Origin of the sequence: Mesorhizobium sp. M0909, from assembly GCF_040319515.1 — a bacterium.
GTDB lineage: Bacteria > Pseudomonadota > Alphaproteobacteria > Rhizobiales > Rhizobiaceae > Mesorhizobium.
In genome coordinates, this window is record NZ_JAMYOA010000013.1 from 1 (window position 1) to 17,278 (window position 17,278).

The window sequence follows — 17,278 nt, forward strand, 5'->3', positions numbered from 1 at the left end:
GCGAAGGCCACCGCCCAGGTGACATTGGCGGCGATCGCCTTCAACATGCGCCGATGGGCCGCCATCACGGGATAGGTGCGCCCGCCGCCCGGCCGCCCGGGCCGAAACCGCCGCCGAAACCCCAAACAAGGGGGCGGAGCTCACAAAGACGAGCGAAATCCCTGCGATCCCGCCCCATCCAAACATCCCCGGTTACTGCGCAACAGGCCCACGAGGGGGAGATCGGCAGCTTCGGCGGTTGCTCTAAACGTTCAAAGCTCCAATCGCTTCTGCTGGACTCGTGTTACCCGGTGCCGGACAATACATCTTGATCGACTGAGTCCCTGTGAGGCGGCGCGAAAAAACCATGACGGATGAGAGACTTCCACGCGACCCCTTGCTGCGAGAGGCCTATGCAAAGGCGTCGCGGGCGGAGGCGACGGCGCGTCGGTTCATCCATCTGCGCGTGCACTCGGCCTATTCGCTGCTCGAAGGTGCCTTGCAGCTCGGGAAGATCGTCGGCCATGCGGTGCAGGACGAATGCCCGGCAATCGCCGTCACCGACACCAACAATCTGTTCGGTGCGCTGGAATTCGCGCAAAAGGCTGTGAAGGACGGCATCCAGCCGATCATCGGCTGCCAGATCGACCTCGCCTTTTCCGGTGAGGCGAACGACAGCCAGCGCGACCGCAGGCGGCAGGGGCCGGAGATGCGGCCGGTGGTCCTGATCGCCGCCACCGAGGCCGGCTACGGCAATCTGGTCAGGCTGGTCAGCCGCGTCTACCTTGAGACACCGCCCGGCGAGGCGGTGCATCTGACGAGCGAGATGCTGCAAGGCCATTCCGACGGTCTGATCTGCCTTACCGGCGGGCCGCGCGGTCCGATCGGCAATGCCTTGAAAGAGGACCGCCGTGAACTCGCCGAGACCCGGCTGCTGGCGCTCAAGGGCCTGTTCGGCGACCGGCTCTATGTCGAACTGGAACGGGTCTCCGGCTACGACCGCGCGATCGAGCAGTCGTCGGTCGATCTCGCCTACCGCCACGATCTGCCGCTGGTTGCCACCAACGAAGCGTTTTTCTTCTCTCGTGAAGACTATGAGGCGCATGACGCCCTGATCGCCATCGCCGAAGGCTCCGTGGTTGCGGCCGATAATCGCCGCCGCCTGTCGCCCGACAATTTCCTGAGAAGCCAGGCCGACATGGCGAGGCTGTTCGCCGACCTGCCGGAAGCGATCGACAACACCGTCGAGATCGCACTGCGCTGCTCCTACTATCCGAAGACACGAAACCCGATCCTGCCGCGCTTTGCCGGCCGCGATGTCGCCGACGCCGATGCGGCGGTCAAGGCGGAGGCGCAGGAGCTTGCCAGGCAGGCGCATGAAGGACTGGAGGCGCGGCTGGCGGCGCACGGGCCGACGCCCGGCTATACAGTCGAGCAATATCGCGAGAGGCTGGATTTCGAGCTCGGGGTCATCGAGAAGATGAAATATCCCGGCTATTTCCTGATCGTTGCCGACTTCATCAAATGGGCCAAGGCGCAAGGCATTCCGGTCGGCCCGGGCCGCGGATCAGGCGCCGGCTCGCTGGTCGCGTATTCGACGACCATCACCGACATCGATCCGCTGCGTTTTTCGCTGCTGTTCGAGCGCTTCCTCAATCCCGATCGCGTGTCGATGCCCGACTTCGACATCGACTTCTGCCAGGACCGGCGCGAGGAGGTCATCCGCTACGTCCAGCAGAGATACGGCCGCGACCAGGTCGGCCAGATCATCACCTTCGGTACCCTGCAGGCGCGCGCCGTGCTGCGCGACGTCGGCCGCGTGCTGCAGATGCCTTACGGGCAGGTCGACAAGCTGAGCAAGATGGTGCCGTCGAACCCGGCCAATCCGGTCAAGCTCGCCGACGCCATCGCCAACGAGCCGCGCTTTGCCGAGGAGGCCGAGCGCGAGCCGATCGTACAGACGCTGCTCGACACGGCGCAGAAGCTGGAAGGTCTGTACCGTCACGCCTCGACTCATGCCGCCGGCATCGTCATCGGCGACCGGCCGCTGTCGGAACTGGTGCCGATGTACCGCGATCCGCGCTCGGACATGCCGGTCACCCAGTTCAACATGAAATATGTCGAGCAGGCCGGGCTGGTGAAGTTCGACTTCCTTGGCCTGAAGACGCTGACCGTGCTGGACAGGGCGGTCAAGCTGATCCGCCGCCGCGGCATCGAGATCGATCTCGCCCACATTCCGCTCGACGACCCGGAAACCTACGCCATGCTGTCGCGCGGCGAAGTGGTCGGCGTGTTCCAGGTGGAAAGTGCCGGCATGCGCAAGGCGCTGATCGGCATGCGGCCCGACTGTATCGAGGACATTATCGCGCTGGTTGCGCTCTACCGGCCGGGACCGATGGAGAACATCCCGACCTACAACGCCAGAAAGCACGGCGAGGAGGAGATGGCGTCGATCCACCCGAAGATCGACCATCTCGTCAAGGAGACGCAAGGCGTCATCGTCTACCAGGAACAGGTGATGCAGATTGCGCAGGAGCTCTCCGGCTATTCGCTGGGCGAAGCCGATCTGCTGCGCCGCGCCATGGGCAAGAAGATCCGCGCCGAGATGGACAAGCAGCGCGAGCGCTTTGTTTCTGGCGCGGTCGAGCGCGGCGTCGGCAAGCCGCAAGCCGACTTCATCTTCGACCTGCTGGCAAAGTTTGCCGACTACGGTTTCAACAAATCGCATGCCGCCGCCTATGCCGTCGTCTCCTACCAGACCGCCTATCTGAAGGCGCATTACCCCGTCGAATTCCTGGCGGCATCGATGACGCTCGACATGGGCAATACGGACAAGCTCGCCGATTTCCGCCAGGATGCGCTGCGCCTCGGCATCGAAGTGGTGGCGCCGTCGGTGATGACGTCGTTCCGGGATTTCGAGGTCGGCGAGAACCGCATCTTCTATTCGCTGGCCGCGCTCAAGGGCGTCGGTGATGCCGCAGTCGAGCACATCGTCGCCACGCGCGGCGAAAAACCGTTCAAGAGCCTCGCCGATTTCTGCGAAAGGGTCGATCCGAAGATCGTCGGCAAACGCGTCTTCGAGAGCCTGATCATGGCCGGCGCGCTCGACTGCTTCGGTCTCGACCGGGCGGCGATGATGGCCGGCGTCGAGCGGATGATGGGGCTGGCGTCCTTGGCGCAGCAGAATGCCGTCACCGGCCAGCACGACATCTTTGGCGCCTCGCTGGGCGCACAGTCGCAGGCACTCAACTTGCCGGCGACCGACCCCTGGCTCGCCGCCGACCGCCTGCACCGCGAGTTCCAGGTGGTCGGGTTCTATCTCTCGGCGCATCCGCTCGACGAATACAAGGCGGCGCTGCAGAAAATGCGGGTGCAGACCTGGGCCGAATTCTCGGCCGCCGTCAAACGCGGTGCGGCCGCCGGCCGGCTCGCTGGTACTGTCACCACCAAGCAGGAACGCAAGACGCGCACCGGCAACAAGATGGGCGTCGTGCAGTTTTCCGACACGTCCGGCCAGTATGAAGCGGTGCTGTTTTCCGAGGGACTGGCGCAATATCGCGACCTGCTCGAGCCCGGCCGCTCGGTGGTCATCACCGTTTCGGCCGAGGACAGGCCGGAAGGCGTCAATCTGCGCATCCAGACCGTGCAGTCGCTGGAGGACGAGGCAAGCCGCGTCCAGAAAGCGCTACGCATCTTCGTGCGCGACGCAGCACCGATCGGCACGCTTGCCGGCCAGCTTGCCGTCAAGGGCGAGGGACAGGTAAGCTTTGTGCTGATAAAGGATGACGGCCAGGGGGAGGTCGAGATCGAATTGCCCAGTCGTTATCGTATCTCGCCTCAGATCGCGTCAGCCATGCGCGCGGTGCCGGGCGTGGTTGAAGTGGAGCTGGTTTAAAATACCGAAACCTTCGGGTTTTGGCGATTGGGGGGCGCCATGGATGAACGCGCAGCCGCTTTCGAACTAACACGGATGGTCAACGGGTACCGCGTCTCGCAGGCGATCTCGGTCGCCGCGACGCTCGGCATCGCCGACCACATCAAGGACGGCAAGCGCTCCGCAGCAGATCTGGCAAGCCTGACCGACACACATCCGCGCGCGCTCTATCGGTTGCTGCGGGCGCTTGCGGCGGTCGGCATATTTCACGAGGCCGAGGACGGGCAGTTCTCGCTAACGCCGCTTGGCGCCGCCTTGCGCTCCGATGCGGAGTTTTCCGCTGCACCCTGGGCCGCCTTCGTCGGGAGGCCCTATTACCGGCAAGCGTGGAGCGAACTGCTCTACAGCATCCAAACCGGCAAGAACGCATTTCGCCACGCGCATGGCAAGGGCGTCTGGGAATACCGGGCAGAGCATCCAGAGGAGTCCGCTATCTTCGATCGCGCCATGGCAGCGAATTCGCGCGGCGTGGCGGCAGCCATCCTGGCGGCGTATGATTTTTCGTCGTTTCCGGTCATCATGGACGTCGGCGGTGGCCAGGGCGCGCTGCTTGCCGAAGTCCTGGCCGCGACCCCGGGCAGCCGCGGCATCCTTTTCGACCAGCCGCATGTGGTAGCGCCGGCCGCCTCGGTGCTGGCGGCGAAAGGTGTCGCCGATCGCTGTGAGATCGTCGGAGGCGATTTCTTTGCCGAGCTGCCCGTGGCGGCCGACGCGCTGCTGCTCAAATGGATTTTGCATGACTGGGACGACGAGACCAACGTCGCGATCCTGCAAAACTGTCGCCAGGCGATCCGTGCGGGCGGCAAGTTGCTGGTTTTTGAGGCCGTGCTTGAGCCGCCAAATCAGGGGGCGAATGCCAAATTCTCCGACCTCAACATGCTGGTCGCGCCCGATGGCCAGGAGCGGACGGCCGATGAATTCAAGTCGCTGCTGGCAAAGGGTGGCTTCGAGGTGACCGAGATCATCCAGGCGGGGCCACGCATCAGCGTTGTAGAGGCAAGGCCGGTTTGATCGCGGCTGGCGCCATTTGCCGCAACCGCCGGGATCGGTCGGATGGCGCAAGCTTCCGCCTGCCTTGTCGACTGGACGGCTGTCGCAGCGAAGGCTATCGCGATCGTCATGAAGGTAGCTGACAAGAACGGAGCCCAAGATATGTCAGCCTTGGCCCGGCTGCGCGACATGTTGCGCAAGCTGTATCACGGGCGCACAGCGGCGGCGTTCCGGTTTCAGCTTGCGGCCGTTGTCATCGACCTTGCCATCATTGCCTTTTTCATCGCCACGCCGGTGATCCAGAAGTCGTCTTCGTTCCTCTGGCTGGACTACTCCGTGGCAGCACTTGTCGCCGCCGACATGATTGCCCGGCTGCTTGCCTCCAACGACATGCTGCGCCTGATGAAACAGCCGGCGTCGTGGATTGATGCCTTCATCCTGCTGACTCTGCTGATGCCTACGGCGCTGGCCAATCTCGGTTTTTTGCGCATCCTGCGGCTGTGGTCGCTGTCGCGTAGCGGCGCGCTGTGGCGATTTCTCGAGATGCGCGGCTTCAGGCAATGGCGCGAGGCGAGCCGTGCGGTCATCAATTTCCTGACATTCCTCTTTGTCATCACGGGTTTCGTCTACACCTTCTTCTTCCGCACCGTGGGTGGTCTCGAGGGCTATGTCGATGCGCTGTATTTCACGGTCGCCACGGTCACCACGACCGGTTTCGGTGACATCGTCCTGCCCGGTGTGGCCGGCAAGCTCACCGCGATCGCCACCATGATCATTGGCATATCGCTGTTCGTCCGGCTTGCACAGGCGCTCTTCCGTCCCACCAAGGTGTTCTTTCCTTGCCCGCAATGCGGGCTGCAGCGGCACGAGCCCGACGCCGTTCATTGCAAGGCCTGTGGGCACGTTCTGAACATACCCGACGACGGCGATTGAAACGCAGGGCTACGCTGCCGCCACTTCCGCAGGTTTGGCGGCTTTTTTCTGCAGATTGAGCAGATTGCCAAGCAGGATCAGCAGGGCGCCGCCGGCGGTGAAGGCGTCGATCTGCTCGTGATAGAGCAGCCATCCGATCATCGCCGACAGCGGTACGCGCAAAAAGTCCATTGGCGAGATGACCGTCGCATCGGCGTAGACAAGTGCGCGCGCCATGCAGAAATGCGACGACATGCCCGTAAACGCGATCAGCAGGATCCACGGCCAGAGCTCGAGCGGCGGGTTGCGCCATTCGTACAGCGCCGGGACGAGGCCAAGCACCGACTGGATGATCAGCATCCAGAAGATGATGCGCACGACGCTGTCCGTCCGCGTCAGCGACTTGACGAGAACCACCGAGACGCCGAAGCAGACCGCTGCTCCCAGCACGATAACATGCCCCGGATTGACCGCGCCGACGCCCGGACGCACGATGATCACCACGCCGATCAGCCCCAGCACGATCGCCGCCAGCCTTGGCCGGGAGAGCCTTTCGCCGAGGAAAGCTACCGCCAGCAGCGCAGTCCAGATCGGCGTCGTGAATTCGATCGAGATCAGCACCGCAAGCGGGATCAGCGTCAAGGCATAAAGCCAGGCAGCCTGGCCGGTATAATGGACGACGTTGCGGGCGATATGAGCCAGCGGACGCCCGGTGCGCATCGCCGGAAAACCGCCTGACATCATGACCAGCGGCAGCAGGATGAAAAAGCCGATCACCGAGCGCAGCTCGAGCACCTGGAAGACGTTGAGTTCTGCCGTCGTGGCGCGGCCGGCCACCGACATCGCCAGGAACGAGGCGATCGACAGCGCCATCCAGAACGCGGCCTTGGGGATCGAGGGTGCGGGTGCCATGGGCGCTATGTCGCAAGCCGGCGCTTTCATCGCAACCGCTAGCCGGCGCATTCGACTGGGCCAGCCGTGAAGCGTTGCAAACAGTGATGTTGAAGCCGGAACCCGCTGCTGAGGGAAGCGTTGGTCCCTCAGTGTTTGCGTGCTGTGTTTTGGATACCAACGAGGAGCGGTCCGATGAAATCACTTGCACGATTTATACTTGCCGGGTGCCTGACGGCCGGGGCCGGCGCAGCGCATGCCGACGATCCGGATTTTCTTCGCTCATTCCAGGGGAATTTCGCCGGCAAAGGCACCGTCAAGGTCACCACCGATGCGCCGACGGTGAATGTCTCCTGTCATTTCAATTCCGACGCAACATCGAGCTCGCTATCGCTCGACGGCAGCTGCCGCGGTCTTATCGTGGTGACGCGCGCCATCAGCGCCGATCTCAAATCGAGCGGGACGAAATACACCGGCACCTATGTCGGATCGCGCACCGGGCCGGCGCAATTGAGCGGCAGCCGCTCCGGCAACGCGATAAATCTCGGCATCCGTTGGGCCAAGGAGGTCAATGGCGATCGCAGGGCGCAAATGACTGTTGAGAAAACCGGCGAGGACGGCATGCGGCTGACCGTCGTCGATACCGATCCGAAAACCGGCAAGAGTGTGGTGACCAGCAGGATCGATCTGCGGCGCACCTGACTATCACTCCTCGACCGGTTCGGGCGGATGGGCATCGCGGCCCTTGCCGAAGGTATAGCCGGTTTCCACCGCCCTGCGGCCGAACTTGCCGCGCAGCGTATCGATAGCGCCTTCGGCCATGGCGCGCTTGCGTGACTGGACGTCGACCAGATCGGGCGGGTCCGCCCGGTCATCGTCGGAGAGGTCGCTGACGCCAATGCCGAGCAGCCGGTATTTCGTGCCGTCGGCCTCCTTGCGCAGCAGTTCGAGCCCGGTCGAAAAAATGCGGTCGGCCAGCCGGGTCGGATCGCCGAGCTGGCGATTGCGCGTGCGGATCTTGAAATCCTGGGTCTTCAGCTTGAGGACGACGGTGCGTCCGGCAATGCCGGATTTCTTCAGCCGGGCCGAGACTTTTTCCGACAGCGCCCTCAACACCGAGACCAGGTCGTCGACGGAGGCGATGTCGGTGTCGAAAGTGGTTTCCGCCGAGACGCTTTTCGCGTCCTGGTCGGGAACGACGCGACGGTCGTCCTCGCCGCGCGAAAGCCGGTAGAGCCGGTCACCCATAACGCCGTAGCGGCGCATCAGATCGCCGCGTTCCATGCGCTGCAACTGGCCGATGGTGCGGATGCCGTCGCGCTCGAGCGTGACAGCAAAGGCCTTGCCGACCCCCCAGAGCAGCGTCACCGGCTGCTCGGCCAGGAAGCCGATAGCCTCGGTCTCGCCGATCACCGAAAAGCCGCGCGGCTTGCGGAAGTCCGATGCCACCTTGGCCAGGAACTTGCAATAGGAAAGGCCGGCCGAAACGGTGATGCCGATCTCCTTTTCCACGCCGAGTGCGAAGCGCGCCAGCACCACCGCAGGCGGCAGGCCATGCAAGCGCTCGGTGCCGGCGAGGTCGAGAAAGGCCTCGTCGATCGAGAGCGGCTCGACCAGCGGCGTCAGCGCCTGCATCATGGCGCGCACCTCGCGGCCGACGCGCACGTATTTTTCCATGTCCGGCGGCAGGACCACCGCTTCGGGACAGGCTTCGAGCGCCTTGAACATCGGCATTGCCGAGCGCACGCCATGGATCCGGGCGATGTAGCAGGCGGTGGATACGACGCCACGCTTGCCGCCGCCGATGATCAATGGCCGGTCCTTCAACGCCGGGTTGTCGCGCTTTTCGACCGCCGCGTAGAACGCGTCGCAGTCGATATGGGCAAGGCGCAACCGGTAGAGCTCCGGATGGCGGGCGAGCCTTGGACTGCCGCAGCGCTCGCAACGGCGTGCCTCGCTGCGCTGAAAATTCAGGCAGTCGCGGCAAAAACCGTGTTCGGGGTTGTTGACAGGAGCCGCCATCGCTGCGAACATAAAGAGAACAAATGCAATGGTACGTCAGGACGGACGCCACGACAAGGCGGTGGGCCGGGAGAGAGCTCATGAATACGACCATAGCGCCGCTAGTGCCTGAGCTTTGGGCGGATTTCGAGGATCTTTTCGGCAAGCAGGGCGCCTGTTACGGCTGCTGGTGTACGCATTTCCGGTTAGCGCCTGCGGTGCGCCGCGCGAGCAATCGCGAGCGCAACAAGGACCACATCAAGGCGCGAATCGAGGCCGGGCCGCCGCCCGGCCTGTTGGCTTTCGAGGGTGGCCAGGCGGTCGGCTGGATGCAGATCGGCCCGCGTGCCGACGTGCCCGAATGGAACAACCAGGGCAGGGGGTCGGCGCCGATCGATCCCGCCGACGCCGCCGATCCGGGCGTCTGGGCGATCTCCTGCTTCTTCATCCGCACCAAGGCACGCGGCAGGGGCCTGTCGCACCGCCTGGTCGCGGGCGGCATCGAGTTCGCCCGCCAGAACGGCGCGCGCCTGATCGAGGCCTGCCCCATCGACCTGTCGAAGGATTCGCGGTCGATCGGGCTGTTCGTCGGCTCGTCGCGGGTCTTCGAAAAGGCCGGGTTCCAGCGGTTGGTCGAACGCAAGCCAGGCCGACCGCTGGTGCGGCTGGTGCTGTGACAGCCGCCGCAACACATAGACCTTGTCTTGCGGCTGCGATGGTATTTGCCTACCAGTGATAGAACGGCTTGAGGGCCGCGATTAAGTGAGGATCGACATGAAGCGCGTTTTGCCAGTTGTTTTACTTCTTGCCTGCAGCGCACCGGCCTTCGGCCAAGCGGTCGACAGGCAAGGCGCAAAGCAGCTTTCAGACGATCTGGCGCACTACATCGGCAAGAAGCCGTTCGACATTGGGTTCGTGAAAATTTCAGTCGACGGCGATGCCTACAAGCTCGCTTTCGACTTCAAGCCAGTCACGGATTTGATGGCAAAGCAGCAAGCCTTAAAATTCGACGTCACGCCTTATTTCATCTTGGTCAAGCCACGCAAAGATGGACACTGGGACGTTTCGGCGGACGTGTCTCCGAAGGGGTCTATCGATTTCGTTGGCCCTGAGGGGGCGCAGCACATCGACTTCTCCGTGTCGGACAACAAGTTCACCGGAGTTTATGACCCTGACCTGGCCGCTTTCGCGAGCGCAACCGGTTCGATGGCTGGCATGACGATGACCACCCGAGAGCCTAAGCAGCAGGCGGATGTCACGGTCGGCGCTGGCACTGCCGCAATAGTTTCGACCAAATCCGCAAATGGCGGCATCGATTTCACGGTGACGGAAAAAATAACAAACTTCGCCGAAACGATCAAAGTCAACGATCCCAAAAATGGGTTGAGTTTTCCGGCTGCTGTAAAAGCGCCTGAACTTTCCGTGGACGCGACCGGCAAGGGTTTGCGGACAAAGCCGCTGCTCGACCTGCTTGCTTTCATCGTGGCGACTGATGATGCAGCCAAATTCAAGGCGGATGAGGCGGAGTTCAAATCGCTTCTGACGGCAGCACTGCCATTGTGGGAGCGGATCGACGGCACCTACGGCTTCAAGGACTTTGTGGTGGAGAGCCCGGTAGGCAAGTTCGGTGCGACGCAACTGAAGACCGCCGTCGGCATGGACGGCATCGCCAAGGACGGCAAGATCAACTACTCGTTCAAGGTTTCCGGCCTGACAATGCCACAGCAGGTGCTGCCCAGCTGGAGCGTTGCGTTGCTGCCGACAGATATCGACCTCAACTTCGACGGCACCAACATCGATCTGGACAGCATGGCGAAGAAAACCATCGAAACCCTTGATTTCAGCAAGGATCCACCGCTGCCGGCAGATTTCGGCAAGCAGATCTTCGCCGATTTCCTGGCCAAGACGCCAAAGGCCATTCTCGGACACAGCACGATCAAGAACGGCAACATCGAGATTGCGATGGAAGGTGAAATGACGTTCCCCGGCAAGAAGCCCGAGACGAGCATGACCATCGATGTCGCGGGCTATGACAAGATCGTGGAGGCTCTGCAGACGGCGGCCAAGACCGAACCGGAAGCGGCACAGTATTTTCCGTTCGCACTCGCCGTCAAAGGGTTCGGCAAGGCACTGCCGGATGGTCGACTGGAATGGATCATCAACGCCAAGGCAGACGGCTCGGTCACGGTCAACGGCGCCATGCTGAAGCCGGCCGATGCCGTTCAGGACAACCCCATCATGGACCCAAGCGATGTTACCGTTCCGGATCATGGCTCGGGCGAGAATGACGATGGCGGGGCAGGGGCGAAGTTGAAACCCTAAATGCCGAGGTTGGAGCGGTTCATCGTTTCACGAAAACGCCGATCCGCTCCATGTCTTTGTTTTTGCGCAATTCCAGACGGAAAACCGTTTCACCCTTTTCCTGGAATTGCTCTCCACGCGGCTGGCGTCAAAGCCCGAGTGCACTCACGATTTTCGGCGCGGCGATCTGTCTCGGGATCGTCCCTTATATCGAACGCTCATGATTGTCGTCGCCGAGCGGCAGCGCCCGCAATGCCTTACCGATTGCGGCGGGCGGCGTTCCGGTCTCCTCGGAAAAACGCATCAGCGTCGGCTCGTGGGCAAGGATGAACTGCAGCACGCCGGCCAGGAATCCCGGCTCACCCGCCGCCTGGCGGATGGAATGGGCTTCGATGCCGGTGATCGCCAGGAAGCGCGGCAGAAGTTCCGGATCGGCGGCGACGAAGCCCAGTGCCTTTACGGCAATGGTTTCCGCTTCCTCGCGCATTGACGCTGCGTTTGCCATCGCTACCTTCCTTCGTGGGCGGAATCGTTCTGTTTTCGCAGTAGTGGCAAGTGTCGTCGGCAGCAAGCTCGCCGACCTGGAATCCGAAAGCTTTTAGGGCCGCCGGTTTCCGTTTCGTCAATCATATTGCCGTATAGTGGGAACAGGTTTGGTGCGTGCCGACAAGGGGCGCATGACGGCACCCTTCGAGTGGAAGGCCGGCCGGGACGGGAAATCGATGCCAAAGAAGGTTATGATCGTCGAAGACAACGAGCTCAACATGAAGCTCTTTCGCGACCTGATCGAAGCGAGCGGCTACGAGACGGTGCGCACACGCAACGGCCTCGAAGCGCTGGATCTAGCGCGGCAGCACAGGCCGGACCTCATCCTGATGGACATCCAACTGCCGGAAGTGTCGGGCCTCGAGGTCACCAAATGGCTGAAGGAGGACGACGATCTCCACGTCATCCCGGTCATTGCGGTCACCGCCTTCGCCATGAAGGGGGACGAGGAACGCATCCGCCAGGGCGGCTGCGAAGCCTATATCTCCAAGCCGATCTCGGTGCCGCGTTTCATCGAAACCATCAAATCCTACCTGGGCGATGCCTGATGTATTTTTCCAGCCGAGCCGGAGCTTTTGTGAAATGACCGCGCGGATCCTCGTCGTCGATGACATCCCAGCCAATGTCAGGCTGCTGGAGGTTCGGCTGCTCGCCGAATATTTCGAGGTTCTGACCGCCACCAACGGGCCGGACGCGATCGAGATCTGCGAGAACGGCAAGGTCGACGTCGTGCTGCTCGACGTGATGATGCCCGATATGGACGGGTTCGAGGTCTGCCGGCGGCTGAAGGGCGACCCGGCGACATCGCACATCCCGGTCGTGATGATCACCGCGCTCGACCAGGTTTCGGACCGGGTGCGCGGCCTCGAGGCCGGCGCCGACGATTTTTTGACCAAGCCGGTCAACGATCTGCAGCTGATGACGCGCGTGAAGAGCCTGGTCAGGCTGAAGTCGCTGACCGACGAGCTGCGGCTGCGCGCCTCGACGACACGCAATATCGGCATCGAGGAGCTTTTGAGCCGCAACTTCGCTACCGATGACGCGGTGCCAAAGGTGCTGCTGGTCGACGAGCGCAAATCCTCGTTCGAGCGCATCCAGAAGATGCTGCGCGGCAGTGCCGCTCTCGACGTCGCCAACGATCCGCACGCCGGCTTCTTCCAGGCCGCCGAGCTGCCCTACGAATGCGTGATGATCTCGACGGCCTTCGCCGATTTCGACCCGCTGAGGCTCTGCTCGCAATTGCGCTCGCTCGATCGCACCCGTTTCCTGCCGATCATCCTTCTGGCGGACGAGGGCGAAGAGGGACGCATCATCCGCGGCCTCGAACTCGGCATCAACGACTATCTGATGCGGCCGATCGACCAGCAGGAGCTGACGGCGCGGCTGCGTACGCAGGTTCGCCGCAAGCGCTACAACGACCAGCTTCGCGCCAGCGTCACCCAGACCATCGAGATGGCGGTGACCGATGCCCTGACCGGCCTGCACAACCGCCGCTATCTCGACAGCCATCTGCAGACGCTGTTCGACCGCGCCGTGGCACGGCGCCGGCCGCTGTCGGTGATGATCACCGATCTGGATCGCTTCAAGAGCATTAACGACGCGCATGGCCATGACGGCGGCGACGACGTGCTGCGCGAATTCGCGCGGCGGCTGCGCAAGAATGTGCGCGGCATCGATCTAGCCTGCCGCTTCGGTGGCGAGGAGTTCGTGGTGGTGATGCCGGACACGGACGGCGCGGTAGCCGAAAAGGTCGCCGAGCGCATTCGCGCCGAAATCGCCCAACTGCCGTTTGCCGTTGGCAGCGAGGGCAAAGCGATCGAAGTCACCGTCAGCGTCGGCGTGTCGTCGGTGCTGAAAGGCGTGGACACGGTCGCGGCGCTGATGAAACGAGCCGACCTCGCGCTCTATGAGGCCAAGAGCGGCGGCCGCAATCGCGTCGTCGCCAAGGCGGCGTAGCACCATAGACGAATTAGCCAGTCAACCCGACAAGGTTACGAATTTACCTTAATCCAAGCGAGTTGCGAGGCTTGGTTAAGAAACTGTTGATTTTCATAAGTTGTTGCGCAAATGTGCAGCCCTTAGACGTAACCGGCACGAGGTCTAGATCGCCGGTTCGACCCAAAGAATACCCCATGATGCTCAGGTCCGCCGCATCTCCTGGGTCCGTGGGGTCGGCTGGCCGGCGCTGGCACATAGTGGCCTCCTCGTACCGCTGCCAAACGCCGGCCGGCCCCCAATTTCAAAACACATCAGGATTCTGCGCCAAGACCCGGAAAACGCTTTGGTTTTGTTGCGGCAGCGACAGCGCCCTTTGAAATAGCCGGCTGGGCAGAGCGTATGCGCCCGCAGTCGGTTGACAGGGCCTGTCTTCTATGCAGAAATTGGTTGGACCATTGAGCCATTTGGTGACCCGTTGGCATGACCGAATTCGGCCTTTCCCCCATACAGGCAACTGCTCGCGACGACGCGGTGCTCAAGGCGCTGGCCGGCTTTGTAATGCGGGAAGCTCTCGGGCCCGGCCAGAGACTGCCGACCGAACGCATCCTGGCCGAGCGCCTCAAGGTCAGCCGCAACACCGTGCGCGAGGCGCTGACGCGCTGGGAGGGGCTCGGCCTGGTCGAACGGCGGCAAGGCAGCGGCACCTATCTCAAGGGAGTGGTCTCGCTGGACATGCTGCACATGCCGCTGACGCTGGCCGGCGGCAATGATTTCACAAGCCTGATGCAGACGCTGGAAATCCGCCGGGCACTGGAAGCGGAAGCCGCCGCCCTGTGCGCCGTTCGCGCGGACCAGGCCGAGATCGCCGAGATCGGGCGCAAGCTCGACACTATGGAGCAGGCCTTCCACATGCGCGCCGGCATGTCGGCGGAGGAGGACTGGGAATTCCACCAGTCGATCTACCGCAGTTCCGGCAATCCGCTCTTCGAGCAGATCATCGCCGCCATGCACGAACTGTTCCACCGTTTCTGGGAACATCCGCTCGGCGTGCGTGATTTCGGCCACGCCAGCTTTCCTTACCACCGCACCATCTACGAACGCATTGCCGCGCACGATCCGGAGGGGGCCCGGGCCGAGGCGCTCAAGCTGATCGCCACCGTCGAGGACGATCTGAAGCGCGGCGCGGCCAAACTCGAACTTTCAGGCCAGAAATGAGCGATCATCCCGCCGGTTTCGAAAACGACTATCTCGCCGAGGCAGCGACGCTTCTCGCCCATGACGAGCCTTTCCCCGGCGGTGCCGTGGTGCCGCCGATCTACCAGACTTCGCTCTTCACCTTCTCCAATTATTCGGAGATGGCCGATACATTCGCCGGCAGGCGACGCCAGCCGATCTATTCGCGCGGCGACAACCCGACGGTCATGGAGTTCGAGGCGCGTGTCGCCGCTCTCGAAGGCGCGGAGGCCGCGCGCGGCTTTTCCAGCGGCATGGCGGCGATCAGCGCCACGGTGCTTGCTTTCGTCGGTGCCGGCGAGCGCATGGTTGTCGTGCGCAATTGCTACGGCGATGCCTACCGGCTGTTCGAACGGCTGTTGCCTCGGCTCAACATCAAGGTCGACTATGTCGACGGTTCCGATCCGGACGCGGTCGCCGCGGCACTCCCCGGCGCCAAGCTGCTCTACCTGGAAAGCCCGACGTCGATGATGTTCGAGCTCCAGGACATAACCTACCTGGCGCGGCTGGCCAAAGGGCAGGGCATCGTCACCACGATCGACAATTCCTGGGCGACGCCGGTGTTCCAGAAGCCGATTTCGCACGGTGTCGACCTGGTGCTGCATTCGGCCTCGAAATATCTCGGCGGCCACAGCGATACCGTCGCCGGTGTGGTGGCCGGTTCGGCTGCCCATATCCGACATATCAACGAGCAGACCTATTCCTACCTCGGCGGCAAACTTTCGCCTTTCGAGGCCTGGCTGTTGCTGCGCGGGCTGCGCACATTGCCGCTGCGGTTGCCGCATCACATGAAGAGCGGGCTGACCATCGCCGAACGGCTGAAAGCGCATGGCCATGTCGAGCGGGTCAACCACCCGGCCTATTCCAACCATCCGGGCAAGGCGACGCTTGCCGGCTATGCCGGGCTGTTCTCATTCGAGGTGACGGAAGACGTCGACATCCCGGCTTTCGTCGATGCGCTGAAACTCTTTCGCATCGGCGTCAGCTGGGGCGGCCATGAGAGCCTGGTCGTTCCAGCAAAGGCCTCGCTCGAGCAGACGCCGGGCCTGAATTCGATGGCGCGCTTCGGCGTCAGCCCGCGAACCATCCGGTTCAGTGTCGGATTGGAAAGTGTCGAAGACCTGTGGGCTGACGTTGCCCAGGCGTTCGACAAAGCAAAAAGATAAATGGAGCCGTTCAAAATGGGAGTGCTGAACATGAAAAAACTGAGCATCCTTCTTGGTGCCGTCGCAGGTCTGGCGATTTCCGCCGGCAGCGTGCTGGCCGATTCCACGGTCAAGATGGTCGAGGTCATCACCAGCCCGCCGCGTACCGAATTCCTCAAGAAACAGATCGCCGAGTTCGAGGCGGCCAATCCGGGTGTCAAGGTCGAGCTGGTATCGCTGCCCTGGGGCCAGGCGTTCGAGAAGTTCCTTACCATGGTGCAGGCCGGCGACACGCCCGACATCGTCGAGATGCCGGAACGCTGGATGGGCCTCTATGCGACCAATGGCCAGCTCGAGGATCTCGGGCCATACATGGCCAAATGGGACGATGCCAAAACGCTGGGCGAGCGTGCCAAGCAGTTCGGCTCGACGGTCGACAACAAGCAGTACATGATCCCTTACGGTTATTACCTGAACGCGCTGTTCTGGAACAAGAAGCTGTTCAAGGAGGCTGGTCTGGACGGTCCGCCGGCGACGCTCGACGAGTTCGTCGAGGACTCCAAGAAGATCTCCGCGATACCAGGCAAATACGGCTACTGCCTGCGCGGCGGCCCTGGCGCCTTCAACGGCATGCACATGTTCATGAACATTGCCGCGGGCAAGGGCGGCTATTTCAACGAGGACGGCACCTCGACCATCAACGAGGAAGGCTCGGTCAAGGGCCTGCAGATGCTCGCCGACATGTACAAGAACGGCCTGGCGCCTAAGGACGCGGTGAGCTGGGGTTTTAACGAGACCGTCACCGGGTTCTATAGCGGCACCTGCGCCATGCTGAACCAGGATCCCGACGCGCTGCTCGGCATCGCCGACAAGATGAGCGCCGACGACTTCGCCGTGGCGCCGATGCCAGTCGGGCCGAGCGGCAAATCCTATCCGACGCTCGGTTATGCCGGCTGGGCGATGTTCGCCAATTCCCAGCACAAGGACGATGCCTGGAAGCTGATGGCAACGCTTTTGTCGCCCAAGGACAATCTGGAATGGGCAAAGGAAGTCGGAGTCATTCCAATCCACAATGGCGCCGACCAGGATGCTCACTTCAGGACCGAGCAGTTCAAAGGCTGGTTCGAGGAACTGAACAACGGCGACAAATACGAGATGGTGACGCCTCCGACGCATCTGGAAAATCTCGGCAATTTCGTCGACCAGGTAGCGATCAAGAATTTTCAGGAAGTGCTGCTTGGTCAGAAGGCGGCAAAGGACGTGGCCGACGAATGGGCCAAGTTCCTGACCAAGGAACAGCAGGACTGGATGGCCAAGAACAAGAAATAGCTTTCCTCCCTTCTCCCCGTTCACGCGGAGAAGGTATCACAAAGTGACGGATGAGGGGCGGCGCCAACCCGTCGTGGCT

The 17,278-nt window shown here is 62.4% G+C and carries 14 protein-coding genes; 11 read left to right on the plus strand and 3 right to left on the minus strand.

Features of this window, described 5'->3' with window-relative positions:
* Positions 1–346 precede the first annotated feature (346 nt).
* The 3 genes from dnaE to NKH83_RS20030 all read left to right on the plus strand — a co-directional run bounded on the left by dnaE (position 347) and on the right by NKH83_RS20030 (position 5,836).
* A complete protein-coding gene (gene dnaE / locus NKH83_RS20020) occupies positions 347–3,874 on the plus strand; it encodes a DNA polymerase III subunit alpha (RefSeq protein WP_352806867.1) in 3,528 nt (1,175 codons plus the stop codon).
* A gap of 39 nt (positions 3,875–3,913) precedes the next feature.
* A complete protein-coding gene (locus NKH83_RS20025; RefSeq protein ID WP_352806870.1) occupies positions 3,914–4,924 on the plus strand; it encodes a methyltransferase in 1,011 nt (336 codons plus the stop codon).
* A gap of 108 nt (positions 4,925–5,032) precedes the next feature.
* A complete protein-coding gene (locus NKH83_RS20030; protein ID WP_352807088.1) occupies positions 5,033–5,836 on the plus strand; it encodes an ion channel in 804 nt (267 codons plus the stop codon).
* Between the two features lie 9 nt (positions 5,837–5,845).
* Here NKH83_RS20030 and NKH83_RS20035 read toward each other — a convergent pair whose 3' ends face one another.
* Complete coding sequence (locus tag NKH83_RS20035; protein ID WP_352806873.1) at positions 5,846–6,727, minus strand: DMT family transporter; 882 nt, start codon at positions 6,725–6,727, stop codon at positions 5,846–5,848.
* Between the two features lie 174 nt (positions 6,728–6,901).
* Between NKH83_RS20035 and NKH83_RS20040 the strand changes: the two genes are divergently transcribed.
* On the plus strand, positions 6,902–7,408 hold the full coding sequence (locus NKH83_RS20040; RefSeq protein ID WP_254820132.1) for a hypothetical protein: 507 nt from the start codon (positions 6,902–6,904) through the stop codon (positions 7,406–7,408).
* Positions 7,409–7,411: 3 nt separating this feature from the next.
* Here NKH83_RS20040 and NKH83_RS20045 read toward each other — a convergent pair whose 3' ends face one another.
* On the minus strand, positions 7,412–8,740 hold the full coding sequence (locus tag NKH83_RS20045; protein ID WP_352806876.1) for a DNA polymerase IV: 1,329 nt from the start codon (positions 8,738–8,740) through the stop codon (positions 7,412–7,414).
* A 68-nt stretch (positions 8,741–8,808) separates the two neighbouring features.
* On the opposite strand from NKH83_RS20045, the gene NKH83_RS20050 reads away from it, so the two are divergent.
* Positions 8,809–9,384: a GNAT family N-acetyltransferase gene (locus NKH83_RS20050; protein WP_352706581.1), complete on the plus strand. Its 576-nt coding sequence runs from the start codon at positions 8,809–8,811 to the stop codon at positions 9,382–9,384.
* Between the two features lie 97 nt (positions 9,385–9,481).
* Entirely contained in the window at positions 9,482–11,029 is a 1,548-nt protein-coding gene (locus tag NKH83_RS20055; protein WP_352806880.1) for a hypothetical protein, read from the plus strand.
* Positions 11,030–11,213: 184 nt separating this feature from the next.
* On the opposite strand, the gene NKH83_RS20060 is transcribed toward NKH83_RS20055, so the two are convergent.
* On the minus strand, positions 11,214–11,513 hold the full coding sequence (locus NKH83_RS20060) for a DUF3572 domain-containing protein (protein WP_254820136.1): 300 nt from the start codon (positions 11,511–11,513) through the stop codon (positions 11,214–11,216).
* 217 nt (positions 11,514–11,730) lie between these two features.
* Here NKH83_RS20060 and NKH83_RS20065 point away from each other — a divergent pair, with 217 nt between their 5' ends.
* From NKH83_RS20065 to NKH83_RS20085, 5 genes are all read left to right on the plus strand, one after another.
* The gene (locus NKH83_RS20065) at positions 11,731–12,102 is read left to right on the plus strand and encodes a response regulator (RefSeq protein WP_006334976.1); all 372 of its coding nucleotides are present in this window, start codon (positions 11,731–11,733) and stop codon (positions 12,100–12,102) included.
* 34 nt (positions 12,103–12,136) lie between these two features.
* Positions 12,137–13,510, plus strand: coding sequence for a PleD family two-component system response regulator (locus NKH83_RS20070; RefSeq protein ID WP_352650476.1), 1,374 nt, complete (start codon positions 12,137–12,139; stop codon positions 13,508–13,510).
* A gap of 462 nt (positions 13,511–13,972) precedes the next feature.
* The gene (locus tag NKH83_RS20075; protein ID WP_352806885.1) at positions 13,973–14,707 is read left to right on the plus strand and encodes a FadR/GntR family transcriptional regulator; all 735 of its coding nucleotides are present in this window, start codon (positions 13,973–13,975) and stop codon (positions 14,705–14,707) included.
* A complete protein-coding gene (locus NKH83_RS20080; RefSeq protein ID WP_352806888.1) occupies positions 14,704–15,891 on the plus strand; it encodes a PLP-dependent transferase in 1,188 nt (395 codons plus the stop codon). The genes NKH83_RS20075 and NKH83_RS20080 overlap by 4 nt, the downstream gene beginning before the upstream one ends.
* 30 nt (positions 15,892–15,921) lie before the next feature.
* Positions 15,922–17,199 carry an ABC transporter substrate-binding protein gene (locus tag NKH83_RS20085; RefSeq protein ID WP_254820140.1) on the plus strand — a complete coding sequence of 426 codons (1,278 nt, stop codon included), beginning with the start codon at positions 15,922–15,924 and terminating at the stop codon, positions 17,197–17,199.
* Positions 17,200–17,278: the final 79 nt, after the last annotated feature.

What these genes read in the sequence shown, in the direction of transcription:
- dnaE (WP_352806867.1), top strand. Translation starts at nt 347, where the DNA reads ATGACGGATGAGAGACTTCCACGCGACCCCTTGCTGCGAGAGGCCTAT.
- NKH83_RS20025 (WP_352806870.1), top strand. Translation starts at nt 3,914, where the DNA reads ATGGATGAACGCGCAGCCGCTTTCGAACTAACACGGATGGTCAACGGG.
- NKH83_RS20030 (WP_352807088.1), top strand. Translation starts at nt 5,033, where the DNA reads ATGAAGGTAGCTGACAAGAACGGAGCCCAAGATATGTCAGCCTTGGCC.
- NKH83_RS20035 (WP_352806873.1), bottom strand. Translation starts at nt 6,727, where the DNA reads ATGGCACCCGCACCCTCGATCCCCAAGGCCGCGTTCTGGATGGCGCTG.
- NKH83_RS20040 (WP_254820132.1), top strand. Translation starts at nt 6,902, where the DNA reads ATGAAATCACTTGCACGATTTATACTTGCCGGGTGCCTGACGGCCGGG.
- NKH83_RS20045 (WP_352806876.1), bottom strand. Translation starts at nt 8,740, where the DNA reads ATGTTCGCAGCGATGGCGGCTCCTGTCAACAACCCCGAACACGGTTTT.
- NKH83_RS20050 (WP_352706581.1), top strand. Translation starts at nt 8,809, where the DNA reads ATGAATACGACCATAGCGCCGCTAGTGCCTGAGCTTTGGGCGGATTTC.
- NKH83_RS20055 (WP_352806880.1), top strand. Translation starts at nt 9,482, where the DNA reads ATGAAGCGCGTTTTGCCAGTTGTTTTACTTCTTGCCTGCAGCGCACCG.
- NKH83_RS20060 (WP_254820136.1), bottom strand. Translation starts at nt 11,513, where the DNA reads ATGGCAAACGCAGCGTCAATGCGCGAGGAAGCGGAAACCATTGCCGTA.
- NKH83_RS20065 (WP_006334976.1), top strand. Translation starts at nt 11,731, where the DNA reads ATGCCAAAGAAGGTTATGATCGTCGAAGACAACGAGCTCAACATGAAG.
- NKH83_RS20070 (WP_352650476.1), top strand. Translation starts at nt 12,137, where the DNA reads ATGACCGCGCGGATCCTCGTCGTCGATGACATCCCAGCCAATGTCAGG.
- NKH83_RS20075 (WP_352806885.1), top strand. Translation starts at nt 13,973, where the DNA reads ATGACCGAATTCGGCCTTTCCCCCATACAGGCAACTGCTCGCGACGAC.
- NKH83_RS20080 (WP_352806888.1), top strand. Translation starts at nt 14,704, where the DNA reads ATGAGCGATCATCCCGCCGGTTTCGAAAACGACTATCTCGCCGAGGCA.
- NKH83_RS20085 (WP_254820140.1), top strand. Translation starts at nt 15,922, where the DNA reads ATGAAAAAACTGAGCATCCTTCTTGGTGCCGTCGCAGGTCTGGCGATT.